Annotated in this window: 12 protein-coding genes; all 12 read left to right on the top strand. The window is 36.5% G+C overall.

The features are described from left to right. Positions 1-189 precede the first annotated feature (189 nt). The 12 genes from BLP44_RS21935 (at position 190) to BLP44_RS21875 (ending at position 26,415) form a co-directional block, all read left to right on the top strand. A complete protein-coding gene (locus tag BLP44_RS21935; RefSeq protein ID WP_091136326.1) occupies positions 190-3,279 on the top strand; it encodes a SusC/RagA family TonB-linked outer membrane protein in 3,090 nt (1,029 codons plus the stop codon). Positions 3,280-3,291: 12 nt separating this feature from the next. Further along, positions 3,292-5,232, top strand: coding sequence for a RagB/SusD family nutrient uptake outer membrane protein (locus BLP44_RS21930; RefSeq protein WP_091136321.1), 1,941 nt, complete (start codon positions 3,292-3,294; stop codon positions 5,230-5,232). Between the two features lie 153 nt (positions 5,233-5,385). After that, positions 5,386-7,116: a glycoside hydrolase family 43 protein gene (locus tag BLP44_RS21925; RefSeq protein WP_091136317.1), complete on the top strand. Its 1,731-nt coding sequence runs from the start codon at positions 5,386-5,388 to the stop codon at positions 7,114-7,116. 88 nt (positions 7,117-7,204) lie between these two features. Continuing rightward, positions 7,205-8,440 (top strand): SGNH/GDSL hydrolase family protein, encoded by a 1,236-nt coding sequence (locus tag BLP44_RS21920; protein ID WP_091136312.1) that lies wholly within the window; start codon positions 7,205-7,207, stop codon positions 8,438-8,440. 38 nt (positions 8,441-8,478) lie between these two features. Beyond that, on the top strand, positions 8,479-11,196 hold the full coding sequence (locus BLP44_RS21915; protein ID WP_091136309.1) for an alpha/beta hydrolase-fold protein: 2,718 nt from the start codon (positions 8,479-8,481) through the stop codon (positions 11,194-11,196). Between the two features lie 47 nt (positions 11,197-11,243). Beyond that, positions 11,244-13,793, top strand: coding sequence for a glycosyl hydrolase 115 family protein (locus tag BLP44_RS21910; protein WP_244511835.1), 2,550 nt, complete (start codon positions 11,244-11,246; stop codon positions 13,791-13,793). Between the two features lie 92 nt (positions 13,794-13,885). Beyond that, positions 13,886-16,168: a glycoside hydrolase family 127 protein gene (locus tag BLP44_RS21905; protein ID WP_091136306.1), complete on the top strand. Its 2,283-nt coding sequence runs from the start codon at positions 13,886-13,888 to the stop codon at positions 16,166-16,168. A 54-nt stretch (positions 16,169-16,222) separates the two neighbouring features. Then, positions 16,223-17,800 (top strand): glycoside hydrolase family 43 protein, encoded by a 1,578-nt coding sequence (locus BLP44_RS21900; protein WP_091136302.1) that lies wholly within the window; start codon positions 16,223-16,225, stop codon positions 17,798-17,800. Between the two features lie 40 nt (positions 17,801-17,840). Next, a complete protein-coding gene (locus BLP44_RS21895) occupies positions 17,841-19,217 on the top strand; it encodes a glycoside hydrolase family 43 protein (protein ID WP_317040803.1) in 1,377 nt (458 codons plus the stop codon). 68 nt (positions 19,218-19,285) lie between these two features. Then, entirely contained in the window at positions 19,286-21,226 is a 1,941-nt protein-coding gene (locus BLP44_RS21890; protein ID WP_091136299.1) for a glycoside hydrolase family 97 protein, read from the top strand. Between the two features lie 674 nt (positions 21,227-21,900). Beyond that, a complete protein-coding gene (locus tag BLP44_RS21880) occupies positions 21,901-24,909 on the top strand; it encodes a SusC/RagA family TonB-linked outer membrane protein (protein WP_091136291.1) in 3,009 nt (1,002 codons plus the stop codon). Between the two features lie 12 nt (positions 24,910-24,921). Continuing rightward, the gene (locus tag BLP44_RS21875) at positions 24,922-26,415 is read left to right on the top strand and encodes a RagB/SusD family nutrient uptake outer membrane protein (RefSeq protein WP_091136288.1); all 1,494 of its coding nucleotides are present in this window, start codon (positions 24,922-24,924) and stop codon (positions 26,413-26,415) included. The last annotated feature ends 86 nt before the right edge of the window (positions 26,416-26,501 follow it).

The following is a 26,501-nucleotide window of genomic DNA, read 5'->3' as shown; positions in this document are numbered from 1 at the left end:
GTAACTATTTTTTTAAGGCATATTTTTTTTGTACTTATTAATAAAAAATTACACAACCGATTGTGTTTGAAAGATATTTTTCTATATTTGTAATAAATACACTTATTAAGTTAATACTTGATTTAACTTTTTAAAGTGTAAAAAATAACTAACTAACAAAAACCAATTTTAATAATTAAATCAATTTTTATGAATAATTTTTTTATTACAAGTAAATCGAAGCATATAAAAAGCTTCGGTTTTTTGATCCTATTGTTTTTGGTCTCAATGCAAATTAAGGCACAAACAGCAGTTACAGGAACAGTTTCGGATGCAAATGGTCCAATTCCTGGTGTGAATGTTAATCTAAAAGGAGCAAAAAACGGAGTAAGTACAGGTTTCGACGGTAATTATTCTATAAGTGTTCCTTCAAATGGTGTTCTTGTTTTTAGCTTTATAGGATTTAAAAGCCAAGAAATTAGCGTGAACGGACAAACCAAGATCAATGTGCTTTTGGAGGAAGACTCAAATGCCTTAAAAGAAGTAGTTGTAATTGGATATGGTACTCAAATTAAGGAGGCTGTTACAGGATCGGTTGCATCATTAGGAGGAAAAGAATTAAATGAAGTGCCCGCGGCCAATATTACCCAAGCTTTGCAAGGTAGGCTTGCAGGGGTTGAGATGACGCAAACTTCTTCTAAACCTGGCGCTGCAATGCAGATAAGGATTAGAGGAACAAGATCTCTTACTGGTAGTAATGATCCTTTAGTAGTATTGGATGGGGTTCCGTTTGCGGGTTCTATAGGAGATATTAATCCAGCAGATATTAAGTCTGTGGATATTTTAAAAGATGCTTCTGCTACCGCCATTTATGGTTCTCGCGGAGCCAACGGTGTAATTTTAGTGACTACTTTAAAAGGAAGAAAAAATCAGAAAGCTACTTTTACCTACAATGGTTTTAGCGGTATTAAACAGGTTTTTTCAAAATATCCTATGATGGATGCTTCTAAATTTGCTACTCTTCGTGATTATACAGGTTTATATGTAGATGGTGTTGATGAGAAAAGAAATGTAAATACAGATTGGCAGGATTCATTATACGGTTCTGGCGAAATGATCAGCCATGATGTTAGCGTTTCGGGTGGAAGTGAAACAGGTGCGTACAATGCAGGTTTAGGATATTACAAAGAAGAATCAGTTCTTCCTGGCCAAAGCTATGAGCGTTTTAGCCTTAGAGCAGGTTTAGACCAGCAGATTAATCGATCTATTCGTATAGGATTTAACACCAATAGTAATTACAGCATTACAAATGGAGATAATATCGGAACAGGAACTATTTTGCAGACTTCACCGCTTGCTAATCCGTACAATGCAGATGGTTCTTTGAAAAGAACAGTGAGCATGGCAGCAGATGACCAGTGGGTTTACACTAGAAAATCTATTGAAAATTTAGGAGATGCTTATGTGAATTTAAATAGAGCTTTCAGTTCATATAATAACATTTTTGCAGAAATTAAAATTCCAGGTGTTGAAGGGCTGAAATACAGACTTAATACAGGTTTGAATTTACGCACATCAAATGCTGGATATTATGAAGGTCAAGGAGTTTTTGACGTAAACCCAACGACACTTTCTAATGCGGCAATAACAAACGGCTGGTCTACACAATGGCTGTTGGAAAATTTATTGACTTATGATAAAACTTTTGCACAGAAACATACAATAAATTTTGTTGGATTGTATTCAAATGAACAATATACAGGACAAAGTTCGAGAGTGACTCGAAATGGAATTACCTCTGATGCTTTCCAATTTTACAATTTAGGGCAAAGCGAGGAAGAAGCTGTAATTAACCCTGCGGATCAGGATTATACACAATGGGGATTAACATCTTATATGGCTAGGTTAATGTACTCTTATGATAACCGTTATTTTATATCTGGAACAGTTCGTTCTGACGGTTCATCAAGATTATCTCCTGGAAACAAATGGGTAACTTATCCTGCTGTATCTGCTGGTTGGACACTTTCAAATGAGTCATTCATGAAAGATATTAAACATATCAATTTATTGAAATTGAGAGCGGGGTATGGAGAAACTTCAAATCAGGCAGTAGCTCCTTATGCAACACTAGGAGCTTTAAGTACAAGACCATACAATTTTGGAAGCAATAATTCAACAGGAGTATATGTTACTGAGCTTCCAAATCCTAATTTGGGATGGGAGTTCTCAACTACATGGAACTATGGTTTAGATTTCGGATTTTTTAATAACCGCTTATCTGGTACAGTTGAATATTATAAAACCAATACAAAAAATCTATTGCAGCGTGTGGGTCTTCCAGCAACATCTGGTGTAAGCAGTTATGTGGCTAACGTGGGAGAAACACAAAACAAAGGTTATGAAATCTCATTGAACGGAGTTATTCTTGATAATCCTAAAGGTGTGACATGGTCTGTGGGAGTTAACTTCTACAAAAACGAAAACAAACTTGTTGCTTTAGCATCAGGAGCTAGCCGTGATGAAGCAAACAATTGGTTTGTTGGATATAATATTAATTCAATCTATGATTATGAAAAGGTTGGAATCTGGCAAGAAGGTGATCCATATATGTCAATTCTTGAGCCAGGACCAACTGGAATTAATCAGCAGGGAACAGTTGTAGGATCGATCAAAGTGAAATATACCGGAGAATATAATCCAGATGGTTCGCCAACTCGTGCCATTAATGCAAGCGATCGCCAGATTATTGAAACAGATCCTGATTTCCAAGGAGGTTTTAATACTAATGTAACTTACAAAGGATTTGATTTTAATGCAGTAGGAGCATTTAAAAGCGGAGGTGTATTAATAAGCACATTATATGGAGGAGCAAGTTATATGAACTTATTAAACGGACGTAGAAGCAACGTAGATGTTGACTATTGGACTCCAGATAATAGAGACGGAGAGTTCCCTAATCCGAGAGGTATCAGAAGCGGAGATAACCCTAAATATATGTCAACTATGGGATATTTTGATGCTTCTTATGTAAAAATTAGAGCAATGACTCTTGGATATACTCTTGACCCAAACTTTACAAAAAATGTAGGAATAGACAAGTTAAGACTTTATTTCACAGTGCAGAATCCGTTTGTTTTATTTTCTCCATATCATGATAAATCTGGAATGGATCCTGAAACGAATTCATTTGGTGATGAAAATCAGGCTGTTGCCTCTTATCAGAGAAGATTCTCTGTTATCGGTACAAACACTCCTGCAACCAGAAATTATTTATTTGGACTTAATTTAACATTTTAATCAGATACAGACATGAAACGATATATTTTTAAAAATTTAATTATAGGATCAACGGTTTTACTTTCATTAGCCGGCTGCTCTGATATATTAGAGGAAAAACCTCATGATTTTTATGAACCAGGCTACTTTAAAACAGAGCAGGGAGTTAAACAGGGATTAACTTCTCATTACGCACATTTACGCTGGATTTACGGACAAGCTTATTTTTATAATGCATGCCAGACAGGAACAGATGAGGCAACATATGCGCAAAGTGCAGACGGAAATTTTAAAGATCACGATTTATCTGGGGTGGGTATCATTAATCCAACTTCAAGCCGTTCAGATGTTTTGTGGAATAACTCTTATTATGATATCAATACCGCGAGCGGTATTATCGAAAATGGAGCAGCCGTAGGTGTTGCTAGCAGTTTAATTGCTGAATCTAAATTTTTTAGAGGGTTTGATTACTTTCTTTTAGTGCAAACTTTTGGAGGTGTGCCATTAGATTTAGGAGCTGGAGAATTAAAGTTTAACAGCAAACCTTCAAGATATTCTAAACGAAATACTGTTCCTGAAGTATATACAAAAGCCATTTTTCCAGATTTGATTACAGCAGTTAACGATCTTCCAGATGCACCTAGATTGACAGGTACGGTAACTAAAACTGTAGCACGATTATTTCTAGCAAAGGCATATCTTACTTATGCTTGGTGGTTAGAAAACCCAAATAATATTCCAACTTATCCAGATACTCCAAGAACAGATCCTGACGGACATAATGCACAGTGGTATTTTCAGAAGGCCTATGATTTGGCTGTAGAAGGAATAAATAATCCTGGGTCTTATGGACTGCTTGATTCGTATTATGATGTTAATGCAGGAGCAAATGACAGAAATAAAGAAGTAATGCTTTATGCAGATCATACGCAAGAAAGCGAATATTATAATGGCGCAAGTCTTACGTACGGTAGCGGTGGTGCTCCAGATAACTTTTCAGGTTGGATGGTGACTTGGAACTACACTGCTATAAGAAGTAAAAACGGAACCGCTGCAGTTTCTTCAGTACAAAGAGAAGCGAATCAATTTTTAGGACGCCCATGGACAAGAATGGCGCCGCCTATTGAAGTTTTTACCAACACTTTTGCGGATAAGACTAATGATTCAAGATACGATGGAACATTCACAACTGTTTTCAGAGGAAATTGGAATCTTCAAGGAACAGGTCTTACAGGTGTGGCAACTCTAACGAATGCAAATGGTTTGACAATTAAACCTGGAGACGCTGTTTTAAGCTTCCTTAATGATGAGCCAGCAACTGCAATCACTTATCCTTCTGGGCAAGGCGACAGCGGAGTAGGTGCAGGAGTATTGCCGGGAAGAGCAGATTATGTGATTTCTCCAAAAGGCATTAGTAGAATTGTATATCCAGGTTTCTGGAAACTTGGGCCTTACAGAACAGATAACGCTGGAGGATTAGGGCAACCTAATGCAGGAAGCACAAGACCATTCCCAGTAGCAAAATTCTCTGAATTATATTTGGTTGCAGCCGAAGCAGCTGTTAAAGGAGCTACAGGATCTTGGAGTGCTAGATCTCTTGTAAATGTACTTAGAGCTAGAGCAGGGAAATGGAAATGGGACAATAATGGAAATACGGCTAAAATTCAGGATAATAGTGCTGCTATGACCAATGCAACTCCAGCTGTAATTGATATTAACTACATTCTTGCTGAGCGTTCACGTGAATTTTTTGGCGAAGGATACCGTTGGTATGACTTAGTAAGAACACAAAAATGGAATGAAATTGCGGGTAAATATTCTATCGGAGGATCTAACTACGGACAGCATACGCCAGAAGTAGTGACCAGAACAATTGATCCACACCATTATCTAAGACCAATCCCGCAAGGACAAATCGACGGAATGGAAATGTCTGCTGATGAAAAAGTAGCTTACCAAAATCCAGGATATTAAGTTTTATTTTTCTAAAAACTAATGCTAATCAAATAAGGTCAATTTTAATGAATTATCTTATTAGGGTTTATTAATTTAGTTTTAAACAAGCCGGGAGTAACCATCTCGGCTTTTTAATATTTTTTCGAGATTTACTTTAACAAACAATATAAAATGAGCAATAAAAAAAAGATTCTTATATCAGTTGCTGTTCTGTTTTGCTCTATCCTTACACAGGCTCAGGAAAGCACTATCCTAAAAAAGAAAAGCAGTAAAGATCCAATATTTTCAAACGCAACTTACGTAGGAGATGACCAGATTTACAAAAGCAATCCGTTAAAAGAAGATGAATTTTATTCTCCGATTCTGCAGGGATGTTATCCTGATCCGGCCATTACAAGAAAAGGAGACGATTATTATATGGTGTGTTCTTCGTTTGCCATGTTCCCTGGAGTTCCCATTTTTCACTCTAAAGATTTAGTAAACTGGACTGATTTGGGTGGGGTATTAGATAAAGTTTCAGAGTTTAATCCTCATGATACAGGAATTAGTGCTGGAGTTTATGCACCTGGAATTACTTATAATCCCCACAATGATACTTTTTATATGATTGTTACTGCTTTTACAGGCGGTTTAGGGAATATCATTGTAAAAACTAAAGACCCAAAAAAAGGATGGGGGAGTCCAATTAAATTAGCTTTTAACGGAATTGATCCGTCTATTTTCTTTGATGACAACGGAAAAGGGTATGTCGTGCACAATGATGCTCCCGATAAAGGAAAAGAATTGTACAACGGACATCGAGTAATTAAAGTTTGGGAATATGATTTAGAGAAAGATCAGGTAATTCCGGGAACGGACAAAATTATTGTAGATGGTGGAGTTGATCTTTCTAAAAAACCAATTTGGATAGAAGCTCCTCATTTATATAAAAAAGACAATCATTACTATTTAATGTGTGCTGAAGGAGGTACAGGAGGAAATCATAGTGAAGTTGTTTTTATTAGCGATAGTCCAAAAGGACCTTTTAAACCAGCATCTAATAACCCAATTCTAACACAGAGATATTTCCCTCAAAACAGACCAAACAAAGTTGATTGGGCAGGGCATGCAGATTTAGTCCTTGGTCCAGACAATAAATATTATGGTGTATTTTTAGGAATTCGTCCAAATGAAAAAGATAGAGTAAATGCTGGACGTGAAACTTTTATGCTGCCAGTAGACTGGTCAGGTACCTTTCCTGTTTTTGAGAACGGTTTAGTTCCAATGGGGCCAAAATTAAAAATGCCAAACGGTGTGGTAAATAAAACAGGTAAAGATGGTTTTTTCCCTAATGGCAACTTTACATTTACAGAAAATTTTACATCACAGAAGTTAGATTATAGATGGATTGGATTACGCGGACCAAGAGAACACTTTATTTCTATTGTTAAAAAAGGTTTGCAGATTACGCCATTTGCTGTAAACATCAAGGAGCTAAAACCAACTTCTACCTTATTTTACAGACAGCAGCATAATACTTTTTCTTTTACAACAACTTTAGAATATAAGCCAGAGTCAGAAAAAGATCTGGCAGGAATTGTATGTCTGCAGAATGAAAGCTACAATTACGTTTTTGGTATCACTAAGAAAGGAAAAGACACCTATATACTGTTGGAAAGAACAGAAAAAGGACAATCAGAAATTGTGTCAAGCGCAAAAATAGAAATGAAAGGAGCAATACGTTTGCAAGTTAAAGCAACAGGCGACAATTATCAGTTTAGCTATGCTTTGAATGGTGCTGATTTTGAAAATCTTGGAAATCCAGTTTCAGGAGATATTCTTTCAACAAATGTTGCAGGCGGATTTACAGGAGCGTTGGTGGGTTTATATGCCACTTCATCAAATAATTCACATCCGAAATAAAATTTACAACTCCCATTTATTTCAATTTGAAAATGATTTATGGGAGTTGTTTTTTTAGCATAACAGCAGTCATCAAATTTTAGTAGAAATGATAAAAAGATATTTAAAATATATATTGCTTTTACAGCTTTTCACTTTAATACTAGGATGTAAAACCAATCAGCCTTTAGCAAATTCTTCTGAAAAGGCGAAAGCTGAAAATTGGGTCGGATCGTGGGCTTGTGCACCAATGCTTGTAGAACCAAACAATATGCCTCCAGCCCCAGGTTTGGCCGAAAATACACTTCGTCAGATTATAAAAGTTTCGATTGGAGGAGAGCATATTCGTCTGCGTTTTTCAAATCTATTCAGCGATCAGCCTACAGTTCTAAAAAAAGTCAGTATAGCCAATGTGCTTGATGCTCCTGCGATTGATAAAAACACACAAAAAAATCTGAGTTTTAACGGAAATCAAGGGGTAACATTAAATCCAAATCAGGAAGTATTTTCAGACAAACTGAATTTTAAATTAAAGCCAGGCCAGAGGCTTGCCATAACCATTTATTATGGAGCTGCATCACCAAAAACAACTGGACACCCAGGATCGAGAACGACCTCTTATATTTTATCGGGAGACAATATCAATAATGATGTTTTCTCGGACGCCGTAAAAACAGATCATTGGTATTCTATTGTTGGCGTCGATGTTGTGGCATCAAAAAAGGCATCTAATATTGTTTGTCTAGGAAACTCCATTACAGATGGACGCGGTTCTGGAACAAACAAACAAAATCGATGGACCGATATTCTAGCAGCTAGACTAGCAGCCGATAAAGCAACTCAAAGTATTGGAGTTCTAAATTTAGGAATAGGAGGAAATTGCGTTGTAAAAGGCGGATTAGGTCCAACAGCATTAGAGCGTTTTGATCGTGACGTGCTTTCGCAAACCGGTACAAAATGGCTCGTGATTTTAGAAGGAATAAATGATATTGGCGGAATTAAACGTGCAGAAGATGCTCCTGTAAAAGCACAAGAAATTATAGATGCTTATAAAATTATGATAGAAAAAGCACACGCCAGAGGCATAAAAGTCTACGGTTGTACGATTTTGCCTTTTCAAAAATCATTTTATGACGCGCCTTTCAAACAGGAAGCAAGAGATCTAGTGAATGCTTGGATTCGAAATAACCATTTTGATGCAGTAATAGATTTTGATAAAGAAATGGCTTCGGAAACCGATTCTAAAACCATTTTATCAAATATGCATGATGGGGATTTTTTACATCCTAATGAATTAGGTTATCAAAGAATGGGCGAAGTCATAGATTTAAATTTATTTAAGTGAAATCCCATTTAGTATTAAAACAACTTTAACAAGATATCATGAAATCAATAATTAGATTTTTCGCAATAGCAGTTCTTTTTTTAAAGGGACTGAATGGATATTCTCAAGATCCAAATTTTCATGTTTATTTAAGTTTTGGACAGTCCAATATGGAAGGCGCTGCTCCGATAGAAGCTGAAGACAAAATAAATGTAGATCCTCGTTTTCAGGTTCTGGAAGCTGTAAATTGCCCAGATTTGAATCGCGAAATGGGAAAATGGTATAGTGCAATTCCGCCATTATGCAGATGTAAAACAGGATTAACATTGACAGATTATTTTGGAAGAACTATGGTAGCCAATCTTCCTAAAAATGTTAAAGTGGGAGTGGTAAATGTTGCTGTGGGAGGATGTAAAATCGAGCTTTTTGATAAAAATAATGTTGAAAATTACGTAAAAACAGCACCAGAATGGATGCTAGGCATGCTTAAGGAATACAATGGCAGTCCGTATGCAAGATTGGTTGAAATGGCAAAAATTGCACAAAAGAAAGGAGTTATAAAAGGTATTTTACTGCATCAGGGAGAATCTAACACGGGCGATACTCTATGGCCGAAAAAGGTTAAAATAGTATATGATAATCTGATGAAAGATCTAAACCTTGATCCTAAAAAAGTGCCATTGCTTTCAGGTGAAACCGTTCATGAAGAACAAAAAGGAAAATGCGCCAGCATGAATAAAATCATTGCAACACTTCCTCAAACCATTCCAACCTCTTATATAATTTCATCAAAAGGCTGCGCAGTAGCTCCAGATTTCCTTCACTTTAGTTCGGCAGGATATAGAGATTTAGGAAAACGTTATGCAGAAAAAATGCTTTCATTATTAGGCTATAAATCAGATAGCCCAAATGAGCCTTTTATAGTTCAAGCGCCAGTCGGTTTTGATCAGTTAAACCCATCAGTTCCATCAGGAAAAGTAGAAACGGTAAGTTATGATTCAAAAACAGTTGGAACAAGCAGAAAAGCCACTATTTATACGCCACCTGGATTTAGTAAAAGCAAAAAATATCCAGTTTTATATCTTTTGCACGGAATTGGCGGAGATGAAAAAGAATGGCTTAATGGTGGAAGTCCTCAGATTATATTGGACAATCTTTATGCAGAAGGAAAAGTAGAACCGATGATCGTAGTAATGCCAAACGGAAGAGCCATGAAAGATGACAGCGCTACCGGAAATATAATGGCGCCAGACAAAGTGCAGGCATTTGCAGATTTTGAAAAAGATTTATTGAAGGATTTAATTCCTTTCATTGAAAAAAAATACAATGTCTACAAAGATAGAGAGCATAGTGCCATTGCAGGATTATCTATGGGTGGCGGACAGTCTCTGAATTTCGGTTTGACAAACCTAGATAAATTTGCTTGGATCGGCGGATTTTCTTCGGCTCCAAATACCAAGAAAACAGAAGAATTGGTGCCAAATCCTGAAGAAGCCAAAAAGAAACTGAAACTGCTGTGGATTTCTTGCGGAGATAACGATTGGCTGCTGGAAAACAGCAAACGAACACACGATTATTTATTCAAAAACAATGTCCCGCACATCTATTATCTAGAACCAGGAGTTCACGATTTCAAAGTATGGAAAAACAGCTTGTACATGTTTTCGCAGTTATTGTTCAAACCAGTTGATGAATCAAGTTTTGCAAAATATACGGTTTTAGGAGCCACAGCTCAAACCAACATACGTAATGCCAAATATCCTCAGATTCTGCCTGATAACAGAGTAATCTTTAAAGTCAATGCACCTGACGCATCAAAAGTGCAGATAGACCTTGGGAAAAAGTACGACATGCAGAAAGATGGTCAGGGAGTCTGGAATGTCACAACTGACCCTATAAACGGAGGATTTAATTATTACTCGCTTTTGATTGATGGTGTGGCAGTTGCAGATCCGTCAAGCGAAACTTTTTATGGGATGGGGCGCATGGCCAGTGGAATAGAAATCCCGAAAAAAGATGGTGATTTTTATGAATTGAAAACTGTTCCGCATGGTGAGATAAGGATAATGAAATACTTTTCAAAAGGAACTAATTCATGGCGTGAAATGTATGTGTATACGCCGCCAGGATACGAAACCTCTTCAGAAAAATTTCCTGTGCTGTATCTTTTACACGGAGGTGGTGAAGACCAAAGAGGATGGAGCACTCAAGGAAAAGCAAATTTGATTTTGGATAATTTAATTGCAGAAAACAAAGCAAAGAAAATGCTTATTGTAATGCTTGATGGCAATATGGGCAATACAGGAGGAATAGCAGGTTTTGGAGAAGAAACATTAAAAGCATTTGAAAACGAACTGAAAAACGGAGCCATACCTTTTGTAGAAAGCAATTTTAAAGTTGCGACAGACAGCAAAAGTAGAGCTTTAGCCGGTTTATCAATGGGTGGATTGCAGACACTTTACGCTGGAATTAAAAACTCTAATATGTTTTCAAGTCTAGGCGTTTTCAGTTCAGGCTGGTGGGCAAACAATCCGAAATTATCAGATCCTCAATATGAGTTTATGAAAAACAATGCGCAGTCAATTAATGCTAATTTGAAAGATTTCTGGATTTCGATGGGAGGAAAAGAAGACATAGCTTACGAGAATTGTAAAATCATGATGCAGAAATTTGATCAATTCGGCATAAAGTATAAATACAGCGAATATCCAGGCGGACACACTTGGCCAGTATGGAGACACGATTTGTTCCTGTATTCACAGTTATTATTCAAATAACACAAAGCAGAATCAAAGATTTTGATCTAAAATAAGCTGAATCTGAAATGAATGATAAAAAATACCTGATGAAAAACTATTTGAAATTTATATACGCCTTGATTTTTGTTTTAGCAAGTACGCTATCAAAAGCTTCTCAGCCTTTTATAACAGAAGATAAAAGCCAGAATGTTATGGTGCTGAAAGAAAAATCGCTGTCACTTTCTTTTTTTATAAATCCAAATTTAGATGCAGGCATTTTGCGAGCTGTACATAATCTACAGTCCGATTTTGAGAAAGTTACAGGCCAGCGTCCGCTTATTTTAAACCAAAATCCTAATGCATCATCACCGCTCATTATCATTGGAACGATCGGATCTAATTCTGTTATTGATGATTTAATTAAACAGAAAAAAATCGAAGGAAAAGATCTCAAAGGGAAGAATGAAAAATTCATCATACAACACGTTAGAAGTCCTTTTAAAGGTGTAGACGAAGCGCTCATAATTGCAGGAAGCGACAAACGCGGTACGATTTACGGAATTTATGAATTATCGAAACAGATTGGCGTTTCTCCTTGGTATTACTGGGCTGATGTGCCTGTAAAACAGAAAGAAAACATTTATTTCATTAAAGGGATGTACACAGATGGAGAACCAGCTGTAAAGTACCGAGGCATTTTCCTTAATGATGAAGCACCAGCATTGAGTGGCTGGGCAAAAGCTACTTTTGGCGGTTTTAATAGCAAGTTTTATGAAAAAGTTTTTGAATTAGTACTTAGGCTAAAGGGCAATTATATGTGGCCTGCGATGTGGGGAAATGCATTTTATGACGATGATGTGGCGAGCGGGCCTCTAGCAAATGAGATGGGGATTGTAATGGGAACTTCTCACCATGAACCAATGGCTTTGGCACAAACCGACTGGCGACGTTATATTAAAAAAAACAATTTGCCGAATGTTTGGGACTATTCCAAAAACAAAACGGTTTTAGACGAATTCTGGAAAACGGGGATTCAGCGAAGCAAAAATTGGGAAAAACTGGTAACTATTGGGATGCGTGGCGATGGAGACGAAGCAATGAGCGATGGCACCAATATAAGTCTGCTGGAAAATATTGTAAAAGAACAGCGCAAAATTATTGAGAAAGAAACAGGGCAAAGCGCCAATAAAACACCTCAGGTTTGGGCTTTGTATAAAGAGGTTCAAGATTATTACGATCAGGGAATGCGAGTTCCTGATGACGTCATTCTTTTATTTTGTGATGACAATTGGGGAAATGTCCGCAAACTTCCAGATCTTTCCAAACCATTGCATAAAGGCGGTTACGGAATGTATTATCATTTTGACTATGTTGGAGGTCCAAGAAATTCAAAATGGATAAACATAAGTCCGATACAAAGGGTTTGGGAACAAATGAACCTTAGTTATGAAAATGGAGTCGATAAAGTCTGGATTGTCAATGTTGGGGATTTAAAACCAATGGAATTCCCGATCAGCTTCTTTTTAGACATGGCTTGGAATCCAAAAGATTTCAACTCTCAGAATTTATTCCAATACACAGAAAATTGGGCAGCAGAACAGTTTGGAACAAAATATTCTAAAGAAATTGCCAGATTATTAAATACCTATCCAAAATTTAATCGTCGGGTTACTCCAGAAATGCTGGACAGCAAAACCTATTCATTAGAAAACTATAATGAATTTGAAATGGTTGTTAACGATTACAAAAAATTAGCACTAGATGCTTACAGAGTTTACAACGAACTTCCAAACGAATATAAAGATGCTTATTTCGAGCTGGTTTTGTATCCTATAGACGCCTGCTGCAATCTTTATGAAATGTATTTTGCACAGGCAAAAAACAAGAAACTTGCGTCAGAAAAAAACGGTCTTGCCAATTATTATGCAGATGAGGTTAAAGTAAAATTTGAACGCGATTCTATTCTTCAAAACAAGTACAATAATGAAATTGCAGGGGGCAAATGGCCTCACATGATGGATCAAATGCGTATAGGTTATAAAGCTTGGCACGATGGTCCCAAAAATATTCTTCCTGAGGTAAAATATCTTCCTGATAGCGAAATTATAGTTCCGAAAGTTTTTGCAGAAAAAGAGGGTTATGTTTCGATTCATGCAGAACACTTTTCTACGGTCAATAATTCAAAAAAAACACATTGGGAGGTGATTCCAGATTTCGGAAAAACACTGAGTGGAATAACGACATTTCCGCAAAATATTTACCCAACAGCAGATGATAATGTCTTTGTAGAATATGAAATTAATTTTGCTTCAACGGGAGAATTTAAGGTCGAACTTTTACTGGCTCCAACGCTTAATTTTAATAGCAATAAAGGACTTCGATATGAAATATCTTTTGATGGCGAAAAACCGCAACAGGTCAATTTTAATGGGCATTATAAAGGAGAATTAGGTAAATGGCAGGCAGAGCATATGATTCATTCTGTGACTAAACATACTATTTTGAAGTCAGGAAAACACACACTTCGTTTCAGGGTTTTAGACCCAGGAATTACGCTTCAAAAAATATTGATTGACACTGGCGGTTTGAAGCCTTCTTATTTGGGAGCTCCAGAAAGTCAAAGAGTGTCCCAATAAATTTATAGTATCTTTTTACTAGTGAGAAAGGATTTTAAAACTGATAAAGAAAATATATTTTTAGTATAAAATAATTCAAATTAAATTCTCTAATGAAAAATAACATATTGTTTTGCCTATTCGCCTTATTGATGGGGGCCAACTTATCGGCTCAAATGAAGTTATTTGATTTAAGCGAAGTAAAACTAAAAGATGGACCATTTAAAAATGCTCAAGATGTAGACCTTAAGTATATTTTAGCATTAGATCCTGACAAACTTCTAGCGCCTTATTTATTGGAATCTGGACTTCCGCCAAAAGCAGATCGTTATGGCAATTGGGAAAATATAGGATTGGATGGACATATAGGTGGACATTACCTTTCGGCTTTAGCTATGATGTATAAATCTACTGGAAACAAAGAGCTTAAAGATAGGCTAGACTATATGCTTTCAGAATTGGCGCGCTGTCAAGCTAAAAATGGCAATGGCTATGTTGGAGGCATTCCGCAAGGCAAAGTTTTTTGGGATCGAATTCATAAAGGAGACATAGACGGAAGCAGTTTTGGTTTGAATAATACTTGGGTTCCTATTTATAACATTCACAAACTTTTTGCGGGTTTGACTGATGCTTATCAATACACAGGAAGTGAGCAAGCGAAAGATATAGTAATAAAACTTGGAGATTGGTTTATAGAATTAATCCGTCCACTTTCGGATGAACAGATTCAGAAAGTTTTAGCAACAGAGCATGGAGGTATAAATGAATCTTTTGCCGATTTGTATATCATTACAAAGGACAAAAAATATCTTGAAACGGCCGAAAAATTATCGCATAAAGCTTTATTAAATCCATTACTGCAAAAAGAAGACAAACTCACAGGACTTCATGCTAATACTCAAATACCGAAAGTGGTTGGTTTTGAGAAGATTGCCGCACTGTCTGATAATAAAGAATGGTCAGATGGCGTCCAGTTTTTTTGGAATAATGTAACGCAAAAAAGAACAGTTGCATTTGGAGGAAACAGTGTGGCAGAACATTTTAATCCAGTTAACGATTTTAGCGGCATGGTAAAATCAAATGAAGGGCCGGAAACCTGCAATTCTTACAATATGGAACGTCTTGCAAAAGCTTTGTTTCTCGATAAAAATGATGTGCATTACCTAGATTTTTACGAAAGAACACTTTACAATCACATTCTTTCCAGCCAGCATCCAGAAAAAGGAGGTTTCGTTTATTTTACGCCTATTCGTCCAAATCATTATCGCGTTTATTCTCAGCCTCAAACAAGCATGTGGTGCTGCGTAGGAACGGGACTTGAAAATCATACCAAATATGGAGAATTAATTTACAGTCATACACAAAGTGATCTTTTTGTAAATCTTTTTATTCCATCTGTTTTAAAGTGGAAAGAAAATGGAGTAGAGCTGGAACAAAACACAAACTTTCCTTATGAGAATCAGACAGAGTTAGTTTTAAAACTTAAAAAAACAAAAAGCTTTGCTTTGAATATCCGTTATCCAAAATGGGCTGAAAACTTTGAAATATTCGTTAACGGAAAAGAGCAAAAAATAGCATCTCAGTCCTCTGAATATGTTTCGATTTCAAAAAAATGGAAAACGGGAGATAAAATAATTGTCAGATTTAAAACGTCAATACATTTAGAAAATCTGCCAGACGGTTCAAATTGGAGTGCATTTGTTAAAGGGCCAATTGTACTGGCTGCCAAAACTTCAACAGAAGGATTAGACGGCTTGTTTGCAGATGACAGCCGAATGGGACACGCTGCTAGAGGAAAATTTATTCCCCTTGATAAGGCCTATGCATTGGTTGGGGATAAAGCAGATTATATTTCAAAACTTAAAGAAACAGGTAACTTAAGATATAGCTTAGATTCATTAGAATTAGAGCCTTTTTTTGAAGTTCATGATGCCCGTTATCAAATGTATTTTCAGACGTATTCTAAAGAAGAATATAAAGAAAAGCAGGAGTTGCTGAAGAAGCAGGAAATAGAAGCCATGGCACTTGAAGCCAAAACAATAGATAAAATAAATTGCGGTGAACAACAGCCAGAAGTCGATCATTTGTATAAAGGAGAAAAGAGCAATTCTGGTTACGAGGACGGAAAGTTCTGGCGAAATACACGTGCCTATATCTCTTATCAAATGCTGAACAAAAACAGCAAAGGTCAGTTTTTGAATATAAGTGTTTTAGATGAATTCAATAGCGATAACATTACTATTTTAATTAATGAAAAGCCTGCGGTAATAAGTTCAGCAGATAAAAAGGCAATCAAAATAAAAATAGATAACAAGGAAGTACTGAACATTAAAATTCTGGCAAAAGAAGGAAAAATAAGTCCGAAGTTTTCTCAGCTTAGAATTGTTACGAATTAACGCATAATATCTCTGTTAGACATTTTTCAGAGATCTCGAAAATAAACAACAACAATGAAAACAAAAGATTTTATTTATGGTTTTTTGGCGATTACATTTACTATTGTAACAAGTCATTCTCAAAAAGTAAAAGCCCAAAATCCCATTATTTTTGCAGATGTTCCCGATTTATCTATAATTAGGGTTGACGACACTTACTATATGAGCAGCACCACAATGCACATGAATCCTGGAGTGCCGATTATGAAATCTAAGGATTTAGTGAATTGGCATTTGGTTAATTATGCCTATCAAACCTTAGAAGATAATGATGATCGCTTGAATCTAGATCATGGTAAAAATGACTACGGAAGAGGCTCTTGGGCGAGCAGTCTACGTTATCATAATGGCGTATATTATGTGAGCACTTTTTCGGGAACAACAGGCAAAACCTATATTTTTTCTACAAAAGATATTGAAAAAGGGCCTTGGAAAAAGATTGTTTTAAATAATTCCTATCATGATCATTCTCTTTTCTTTGATGATAATGGAAAAGTTTACTTGGTTTGGGGTGGCGGAAAACTTCAAATTGTCGAATTAAAAGAAGACTTGTCAGAAGTTAAAGAACAAACAAAGAAAATTTTAATAGAAAATGCCAATGCTCCCGCGAAGAGTGATATCATGCTGCCAGCAGAAGGATCACAGCTTTTTAAAATTAACGGAAAGTATTATCTGTTTAATATCTGCTGGCCAAAAAACGGTATGCGCACCGTAATCGTACATAGAGCAGATACTATTGCAGGGCCATGGGAAGGAAAGATTGGACTGCAGGATTTAGGCGTTGCACAAGGCGGACTTATTGATACTCCAGACGGCAAATGGTTTTCGTATTTATTTAGAGACGCAGGTGGCGTAGGACGTATTCCCTATCTGGTTCCTGTAAAATGGGAAAATGGCTGGCCAATATTGGGCGAAAATGGCAAAGTGCCTCAAAATTTAGATCTTCCAGCCAACAAAAGCTTAATTCATGGAATTGTAAACTCAGACGAATTTAATCGTAAAAACGGAGAAAGCGACCTGCCTTTGGTTTGGCAATGGAATCATAACCCAGATAATGCAAATTGGTCGGCAAAAGAAAGAAAGGGGTATTTAAGATTAAAAACAGCCAGAATAGACAGCAGTTTCACGCAGGTAAAAAATATTTTAACACAGCGAACTTTTGGTCCTGTATGTTCAGCAGCCACAATGCTTGAACTTTCAAAGATGAAAGAAGGAGATGTTGCAGGTCTTTCGCTGCTGCAAAAAGATTTTGGTCTTGTGGGAGTAAAAGTAAATCAAGGAGCAAAAAGGATTGTGATGATGGATGCTGAAAAAGGAAATCCGAAAGAAATAGAAAGTGTACCATTAAATCAGGACAAAATATATTTTAAAGCTGAATGCGATTTTAGGAATCAAGCCGATCAGGGAAGGTTTTATTATAGTTTAGATGGGAAAAAATGGATAAGCATTGGGAAATCTATTAAAATGCCATATACAATTCCGCATTTTATGGGCTACCGATTCGGACTGTTTAATTATGCTACTAAAACCGCTGGAGGTTTCGCTGATTTTGATTATTTCCGTATTGACGAAAAGATTTCAGAAACGAAATAATCTAAGAAAAGATTTAGCAATACAATTTAAAATAGAAGTAATGAAAATAAGTCAGAGCATGTATTTAAAAAAAATAAAATTTCTAGCAGCATTTATCATTCCTGTATTTGGTTTTGCCCAAAACCCTATTGTACAGACAAGCTATACAGCAGATCCAGCGCCAATGGTTTACAATAATAAATTGTATTTGTATACTTCGCATGATGAAGACGATTCTACTTGGTTTACTATGAATGACTGGAAATTGTACACTACAGAAGATATGGTAAACTGGACAGATCATGGTGCTGTATTATCGTATAAAGATTTTAGCTGGGCTAAAATGAATGCTTGGGCCATTCAATGCATAGAAAGAAAAGGCAAATTTTATTTGTATGCTCCAATTACAGATAATCAAGGCCGAAATGGGATTGGTGTTGCAGTTTCAGACAGTCCGTATGGGCCATTTATAGATCCGTTAGGAAAACCTTTGGTGCAAAATAGTGACGCCGATATTGATCCGACTGCTTTTATAGATGATGATGGGCAAGCCTATTTATTGTGGGGCAATCCAGTTTGCCATTATGTGAAATTAAATGAAGACATGATTTCTTATACTGATGAGGTAAAGGTATTTCCAAACACAATTGAATCATTTGGAAAGCGCACAGGAAAGGATGATCCGCGCAGACCTACCACTTATGAAGAAGGACCGTGGCTTTATAAAAGAAATAAATTGTACTATCTGTTTTTTGCTGCAGGACCAATTTCTGAACACATAGGGTATTCTACAAGCAAAAGTCCGCTTGGGCCTTGGAAATACCAAGGGGTTGTAATGCCAACACAGGGAACGAGTTTTACAAATCATCCTGGAGTAGTAGATTTTAAAGGAAAAACCTATTTCTTTTACCATAATGGAGCTTTGCCTGGTGGAAGTGGCTTTACCAGATCTGTAGCCGTTGAAGAGTTGCTTTTTAATTCTGACGGTAAAGTCAAAGAAATGAACATGACAGAAGGCATCAAAAAAGGAATGGGAACCCTGAATCCTTATGCTAAGTCAGAAGCAGAAACGATAGCTTGGTCTAAAGATGTAAAATCCATGCAGAATAAGGAAGTTGGCGTTTTTATTACAGCCATGAAAAACAATGCCTTCACGAAAGTCAGAGATGTTGATTTTCGTGAATCGGGCGCTTCAAAATTTACGGCTCGAGTAGGTACTACGCACAATGGAAATGTGTCTATGGAAATAAGATTGGATAGTCTGGATGGAGAATTGATAGGAACAGTAAAAGTTCCTATGACGGGAGGAAATGACAGATGGACTCTAGTTACAACAGACATTAAAAAAGTTTCAGGAGTGCACGATCTTTATTTTATATACAAAGGCAATGCTGCCGAAAAAATCATGTATTTTGATTATTGGATGTTTTCGAAATAACATTTTTAGCTAATCCTACTTTAGTAAAAAGAGTTTAATCATTACAAAAAGAAAAATCTTCAAAGGTTATGAATCTTAAAAAAATAATATTCTTATGTTTAGTTAGTTTCTTAAAACTAAACGCCCAATCAGTTGTAAAAAGTCCAGACGGAAAGCTTGCGGTATCGGTTTCTGCAGATAACGGAATGCCCCAGTATAGCGTAACCTACAACGAAAAAACGTTTATAGAAAAATCCCCATTAGGTCTAAAGACAAATGCGGGAGACTTCAGCTCCGGATTGGCTTTGGAAGCAAACGGCGTCCAAAATAAAATTGACGAATCCTATCAGCTGCGCAACATTAAGAAAAGCAATGTTCATTACACGGCCAACGAGGCTGTTTTTTCGTTCACAAAAGAGGGCAGACCGGCTTTGGATGTAATCTTTAGGGTAAGCAATAATAATCTGGCATTCAAATATAAAGTGTATCCGCAGAAGGAAACGTTTTCCTGCGTGGTCCAGGAAGAGGCTTCGGGATTTCTGATGCCTAAGGGAACCACGACATTTCTGTGCCCACAAAGCAATCCCATGACAGGATATGCGAGAACAGCTCCCAGTTATGAGACTTCATACGCTCTCGATGATGCAGTGGGAAAAAACGGCTGGGGAAACGGATACACTTTTCCATGCCTGTTTAAAGTAAACGGCGGATGGGTGCTGATTTCTGAAACAGGGGTGGACGGCGGCTACTGCGCCAGCAGACTGATCGGATATGAGAACGGATTATATTCAATCGGATTTCCGATGCCCGGAGAAAACAACGGAAACGGAACATCAGCGCCGGGAATTCCGCTTCCAGGAGAAACGCCGTGGCGTACTATCACTATTGGTGAAACATTGGCGCCAATTGTCGAAACCACCATTCCTTTTGACTTGGTCAAGCCAAAATATGAAGCTTCCAAAGAATACCAGTACACCAAAGGGACTTGGAGCTGGATAATAAAAATGGATAGTAACACAACGTTTCCCGTGCAGAAGGAGTACATCGATTTCAGCGCGGCGATGGGATATGAAACCATTTTAATCGATGCGCTTTGGGATGTGCAGATTGGCCGTGATAAAATAGCAGAACTAGCGACATACGGCGCTCAGAAAGGCGTTGGGCTTTATTTATGGTACAATTCAAACGGGTACTGGAATGATGCTCCGCAAGGCCCGAGAGGACTAATGGATAATGCGGCCATCAGAAGAAAAGAAATGGCTTGGATGAAAAGCATCGGAATCAAAGGCATTAAAGTAGATTTTTTCGGAGGAGACAAGCAGGTGACCATGAAACTGTATGAAGATATTCTGACGGATGCCAATGAATTTGGGATAATGGTTATTTTCCACGGCTGCACCCTGCCTCGAGGCTGGGAGCGTATGTATCCGAATTACGCCTCCAGCGAAGCGGTTCTGGCAAGCGAGAATTTACATTTCGGACAGCAGAGCTGTGATAATGAAGCTGTAAATGCGGCAACGCATACTTTTATCAGAAATGCGGTGGGAAGCATGGATTTTGGCGGAAGCGCTTTGAACAAATTCTACAATAGCGATAACATTCCAAATAAAGGCTCAAAAAGAATGACTTCTGATGTATTTGCTTTAGCCACTTCAGTGCTTTTTCAGAGCGGCGTGCAGCATTTTGCTTTAGCACCCAATAATCTGCACGACGCTCCAGACTGGGCCATAAAATTTATGAAGGAAGTGCCGACGGTCTGGGATGAGGTTCGCTTTTTGGACGGATATCCAGGGCGATATGTTTTATTAGCCAGAAGAAAAGGGGTAAAGTGGTATATTGCGGGAATTAATGCTGAAAATAAAATATTAAAGATAAAAGTGAAGCTAGAAATGCTTAATTCTGGTGCCACGGTAAATTATTATGCAGACGATGATCAGCTAAACGGAAAAGTAATTTCACTGAAGATGAGCAAAAGCAAAGAAGTTGAAATAAAAATCCCTAAGAATGGAGGTATAGTGATAACAAATTAAAGGAATAAGTAATCTGCTTAATTTATAATAAGCCAATTCAGAATTTGAGTTGGCTTTTTTATGCTATAAATTTTGGTAGCAGTATTGAATAAGCTTATTTCTTTTTATTGAAATTAAAATGTTTCTGTAAGCTAAAAAGGTCAATTTTACTAAGCAAAAAAACTGCATTCCTTTTTAACAACCGATTGTTATTTTGACTTTTTTCATTTCTTTTTAAATCAATATTGGTATAAGGTTAATTGCAAAACCTACCTTTTTAACTCTTTTTAGTAAAATTTTACTTATTTTTTAGTAGTTTTTGAAAGTTTAATCTTCTTTTTTAAATATTTATATTTTTTGTAGAAAATGAGTCAGTTAGCTACAGATTTATTATTTTTTATTTTAATATTATTTTTAAAATATATATTTCTTATTTTTTTTGGTTTAAAAATATTTTTAATGTTTTTATTTCTATTATTTTTTGAGTTTTTTTTAAATAAATTATAAAGCAACCGATTGTTTTATTAGTTGTTTTTTTATATTTGTGATGATCTCTTGTTTGTGAAAATGGATTCATTATCGAAATCGTCTTTTGCACAAAAGATTTTAATATAAACTGAATAAACATTATGAACCCTTACTAATTAAAAAAACAAAAAACCATTAACTATTTAAACCAAACAAAAACAATTAATATGAAGTTAAAGCTCAAAATTGCACTAATCGGACTGCTGTTAGTTGGCAGTCATAGTATAATGGCACAATCAAAGACCATTCATGGCGTGATTACCGACCCTTCGGGATTTCCTTTGCCAGGTGCCAGTGTTAATGTAGAAGGTACGCAGAATAGCGCATCAACAGATTTTGACGGTAAGTACTCTTTAAAAGGAGTTAATCCTACTGATAAAATAACGTACTCTTACGTCGGTTTAGTTTCACAAACGATTACTGTAGGTGAAAGAAGCTCAATCAATGTAACTCTAGTTCAAAACACGCAAAACCTTAATGAAGTTGTAGTGGCCTATGGTACTCAAAAGAGAGCGAAGGTTACAGGAGCGATTTCTACGGTAAGTTCAAAAGATATTGCCGCGGTGCCTATTACCAATGCTGAATCTGCTTTGCAAGGACGTGCAGCAGGGGTTACAGTCGTAAACGGCGCGCCTGGTTCTAATCCTACCGTTAGTATTCGTGGACTGGCAACAATGGGAAACAGTGCTCCTTTGTATGTAATTGATGGAGTTTTAACTGGGAATCTTTCAGGTTTAAGCCCTAATGACATCGAGAGCATTTCTGTTTTGAAAGATGCTTCTACAACAGCTTTATATGGTTCTAAAGCTTTTAACGGGGTTATTATGGTTACTACTAAAAAAGGAAAAAAAGGTCCAGGTCAGTTAAGTTTTAGCACTTATGTGGGAGGACAGGAAGTAACAAAAAGATATAGTGTTTTAAATACACAGCAATACCTTCAATATGCTAAAGATTTAGGAAGCGACTTAACGGCTAGAGCAGCTGAGTTTGGAAACATCAATACCAACTGGCAAGATCAGATTTTTCAAACTGGTGTTATGCAGGATTATAACTTGAGCTTTTCAAATGGAACAGAAACTTCAACAGGACGTTATTCTGCTGAATATATGAAACAGGAAGGAGCTATTATAAATACTGGTTTCGAACGTTATTCTTTCAGAGCCAATAATACACAGGATATTGGTAAACTAAAGATTGGAAGCAACATGGGGGTTTCTTTCAGCACGATTAATCCAGAAAGAAGCTCAGGCGGAAGAACATTATTAGAGCATGCTATTAAAATGGCACCGTATTTTCCGATTTACAATGAAAATAGTTTAGGCGGTTATCAAGGTCCTAGTGCCATTGATGGAAATGATGCTGAAAACCCAGTGCGTGTAGCGAATTTGGGGTATCAGAAAATAAATAATCTATCTATTATCGGAAATATTTATGCAGAATTAGAAATTTACAAAGGTTTGAAATTCAGATCACAAGTTTCTTTAGATTACTACACAAGTAAAGACCATACTTTTATTCCAAGTTTTCAAGATGGTTCTTATCACAAACAGGCTTTTTCTTCAACCAACGAAACAAATTCTCAAGGACAAACTATCGTTTTTGATAATAGCTTAACGTACAAAACAACGATTGCTCAAAAGCACAACCTTGAAGTGTTGGGAGTTATCACTAAAATTGACGGAAAAGGACAAAGTTTAGCAGCTGGAAGCCGTTATTATATTTCAAACGAAATTGATCAGTTGAGATATAATGAAGGAAGTTTAGGATCTTCTAATTATGAAGAAAAAAACTTAGGATATATAGCTCGTATCAACTATGACTATGATGGCAAATATCTTTTAGCTGTTTCAGGGCGTAGAGATGCATCTTCTCGTTTTGGGGCAAATAACCGCTGGGGGAATTTCTATTCTGTTGCATTAGGGTGGAATATTGCAAAAGAAAATTTTATGCAAAATTCTGTTTTTAGTACTTTAAAACTTAGAGCTAGTACAGGAACAACAGGAAACGATAGAATAGATAATTACCAATACAGTGCTACTTTATTGGCAAACTACAATTACCCAATTGGAGGCGCAAATGCACCAGGAGTTTCTTTAGGTGTTGCGGCTAATCCAGATTTGAAATGGGAATCAAAATTAGATCGAAATATTGGGGTTGATTTTGGTTTATTTGATGATAAGCTAACCGGTTCATTTGAATATTTTAATAATAAAAGTAGCGACATTCTTTTTGCAGTTCCTCTTGCTGCTTCTGTTGGTTCTGCAGGTGGTGGAACTCAAATTCAAAATATTGCAGACGTAAAAGTAAGCGGTTTTGAAGTTTCTATTGGTTACAATGACAGAAAAGGAGACTTTACATGGTCTGCAATAGCAAATCTAGGAACAAGTAAAAATGAAGTGGTTGGTTTAGCGCCTGGAGTGACTAGCGTATTAGGAGGTCCTTCTGCAAGAGCAGGTTTAGAAAATTTCTCTAGATTAGAAGTAGGACAGCCATTATTCTATTTTTATGGATATCAGACTAATGGAATTTACCAAAATCAGGCAGAAGTAGATGCTGTTTTTGGACCAGGTCAGACTACTATAAAACCAGGAGATATTAAAATTGTGGATCGTGATGGCAATAAAGTGATCAATTCAGATGATAAAACAAACATTGGAAATCCATACCCTGATTTTACTTACGGTTTAAACCTAAGTGCAGCATATAAAAACTTTGATTTCAATTGCTTTATCACTGGAGTGGCAGGTAACGATATTTATAATGCAAACACTTTTGACTTAAAAGGAATGAACCGTTTATTTAACGCCAGCACAGATGTTTTAGATAGAGCAAATGTTGTAAATGGTGTGGTAACAAACCCTTCAGCTACATTGCCTAGAGCGCAAGGGGCAGACATCAACTGGTCTTCAGCAAATCAACGTTATATTGAAGATGGTTCTTTTACAAGATTAAAAAACATTGCTTTAGGATATACATTGACAGGAGATGCTTTTAAAAGTTATTTCTCAAAAGCGAGGTTCTACATCAGCGGACAGAACCTTATTACAATCACAAATTACTCTGGTTTAGATCCAGAAATTGCAAGAGCAGATGGTAATGCAAATTCAGCAGGTATTGATTTAGGAAGATATCCACAGCCAAAATCGGTAATTTTTGGAATTGATGTTACATTTTAATACTTAAAGACGATGAAAAAAATTAAATATATACTTATAGTACTGTCTGGAGCTTTAACTCTAACTTCATGTGACAGTAGCGAATTAGAATTGACTAATCCCAATACTTTATCGCCTGAAACTTTCTTTAAAACCGAAACGCAGGTACAATCTGCTGTAAACGCTTCCTATGCCAACCTTCAGACAAGAGGACTTTATGGAAGAAATCTTTTCTTTGCCATGGACCTTATGGGACATGATGCTTTAGGAAATCCACAGTTAGAAGGTAACAAAAAGCCTTTTCAGGATTTTTCTTTTAATGCAGGAAATGATATTATTCAATACTATTGGGAATCTTGTTTTACAGGAATATCCAGAGCCAATTTTGTGTTAGACAACGAACCTAAAATCAATGCTCTTCCAAATTCTGTTTTGTCTCAAGAAAAAAAGAACAAATATTTAGGAGAAGCTCATTTTTTAAGAGCGTACTATTATTTCCTATTAGTAAGACGTTTTGGCGATGTGCCAATTTATAAAACAGGTACTATTGTCGGAAATCCAAGAAGCCCAAAAACAGAGGTTTATGCTTTGATTGAAGAAGATCTTGTATTTGCATCACAAAATCTTTTGCCAAAAGCTTCAGAGGCTGTTGGAAGAGCCAATAAAGAAGCAGCTTATGCGCAATTGGGTAAGGTATTGTTATATCAAAAAAAATATAATGAAGCTTTAGCAGCATTAAACAATGTGACAAGTTATAGCCTTGAAGACAAAGGTAATTTTTACAACAACTTCATGGAAGAGACAGAACACGGTAAAGAATCGATTTTTGAAATTGAGTTTGATGAAAAAAATGGAACTGGTGATCAATGGGGAGCTGTTGGTGATAGCGGCGGAACTGGTTTTGATGAGTCAACGCTTAGAGGTCAGGAATACGGAAATCTTAGCTGGTACAATGTTTACCCATCAGATGAGCTTTTAGATTCGTATGAAGCAGGTGATAATCGCTTTGGAGATACTTTTTATGTTCCTGGTTCATCTTATCTAAAAGGAACCAAAGTTATGGTGGCAAGTAATTTTACTACCTCTGCAGGTATTAGAAGAGCAGGGTGGAAAAAATATCAAAACTATTACAATAGAGAAGATGAAGCGACACGTTCAAGCATTAACTTTAAAGTAATGCGTTATGCAGATGTATTGCTTATGAAAGCAGAATGTGAAAACCAAAGAGATGGCGGTTCTCAGACAGCAGCAATAGCATATATTAAAGAAGTTCGCGACAGAGCAAATCTAACAACTACTATTGCACCAACCAAAGAAGCGGTTTTTGCTGCAATTGTGCACGAACGCCAAGTAGAATTTGCTGGAGAACAATCTCGTTTTGATGATCTTATAAGATGGGGGATGGCAAGTACTGTATTGCAAGGTACAGGTTTTACAGCTGGTAAAAGTGAATTATGGCCAATACCAAATAGAGAAACATCTTCTAATCCTAATATAAAGCCAAGCGATAACAATCCTGGTTATTAAGATAATTAAATTTTGGTTAGTTTAAGTTAAATAAGTCAAGTTAAGTTAAGTTAGTTTTTTGTAAACAGCGCATTTTACTGCGCTGT

This window comes from Flavobacterium anhuiense (genome assembly GCF_900101855.1).
GTDB lineage: Bacteria > Bacteroidota > Bacteroidia > Flavobacteriales > Flavobacteriaceae > Flavobacterium > Flavobacterium anhuiense.
This window is presented reverse-complemented; position numbering and strand designations above follow the sequence as displayed.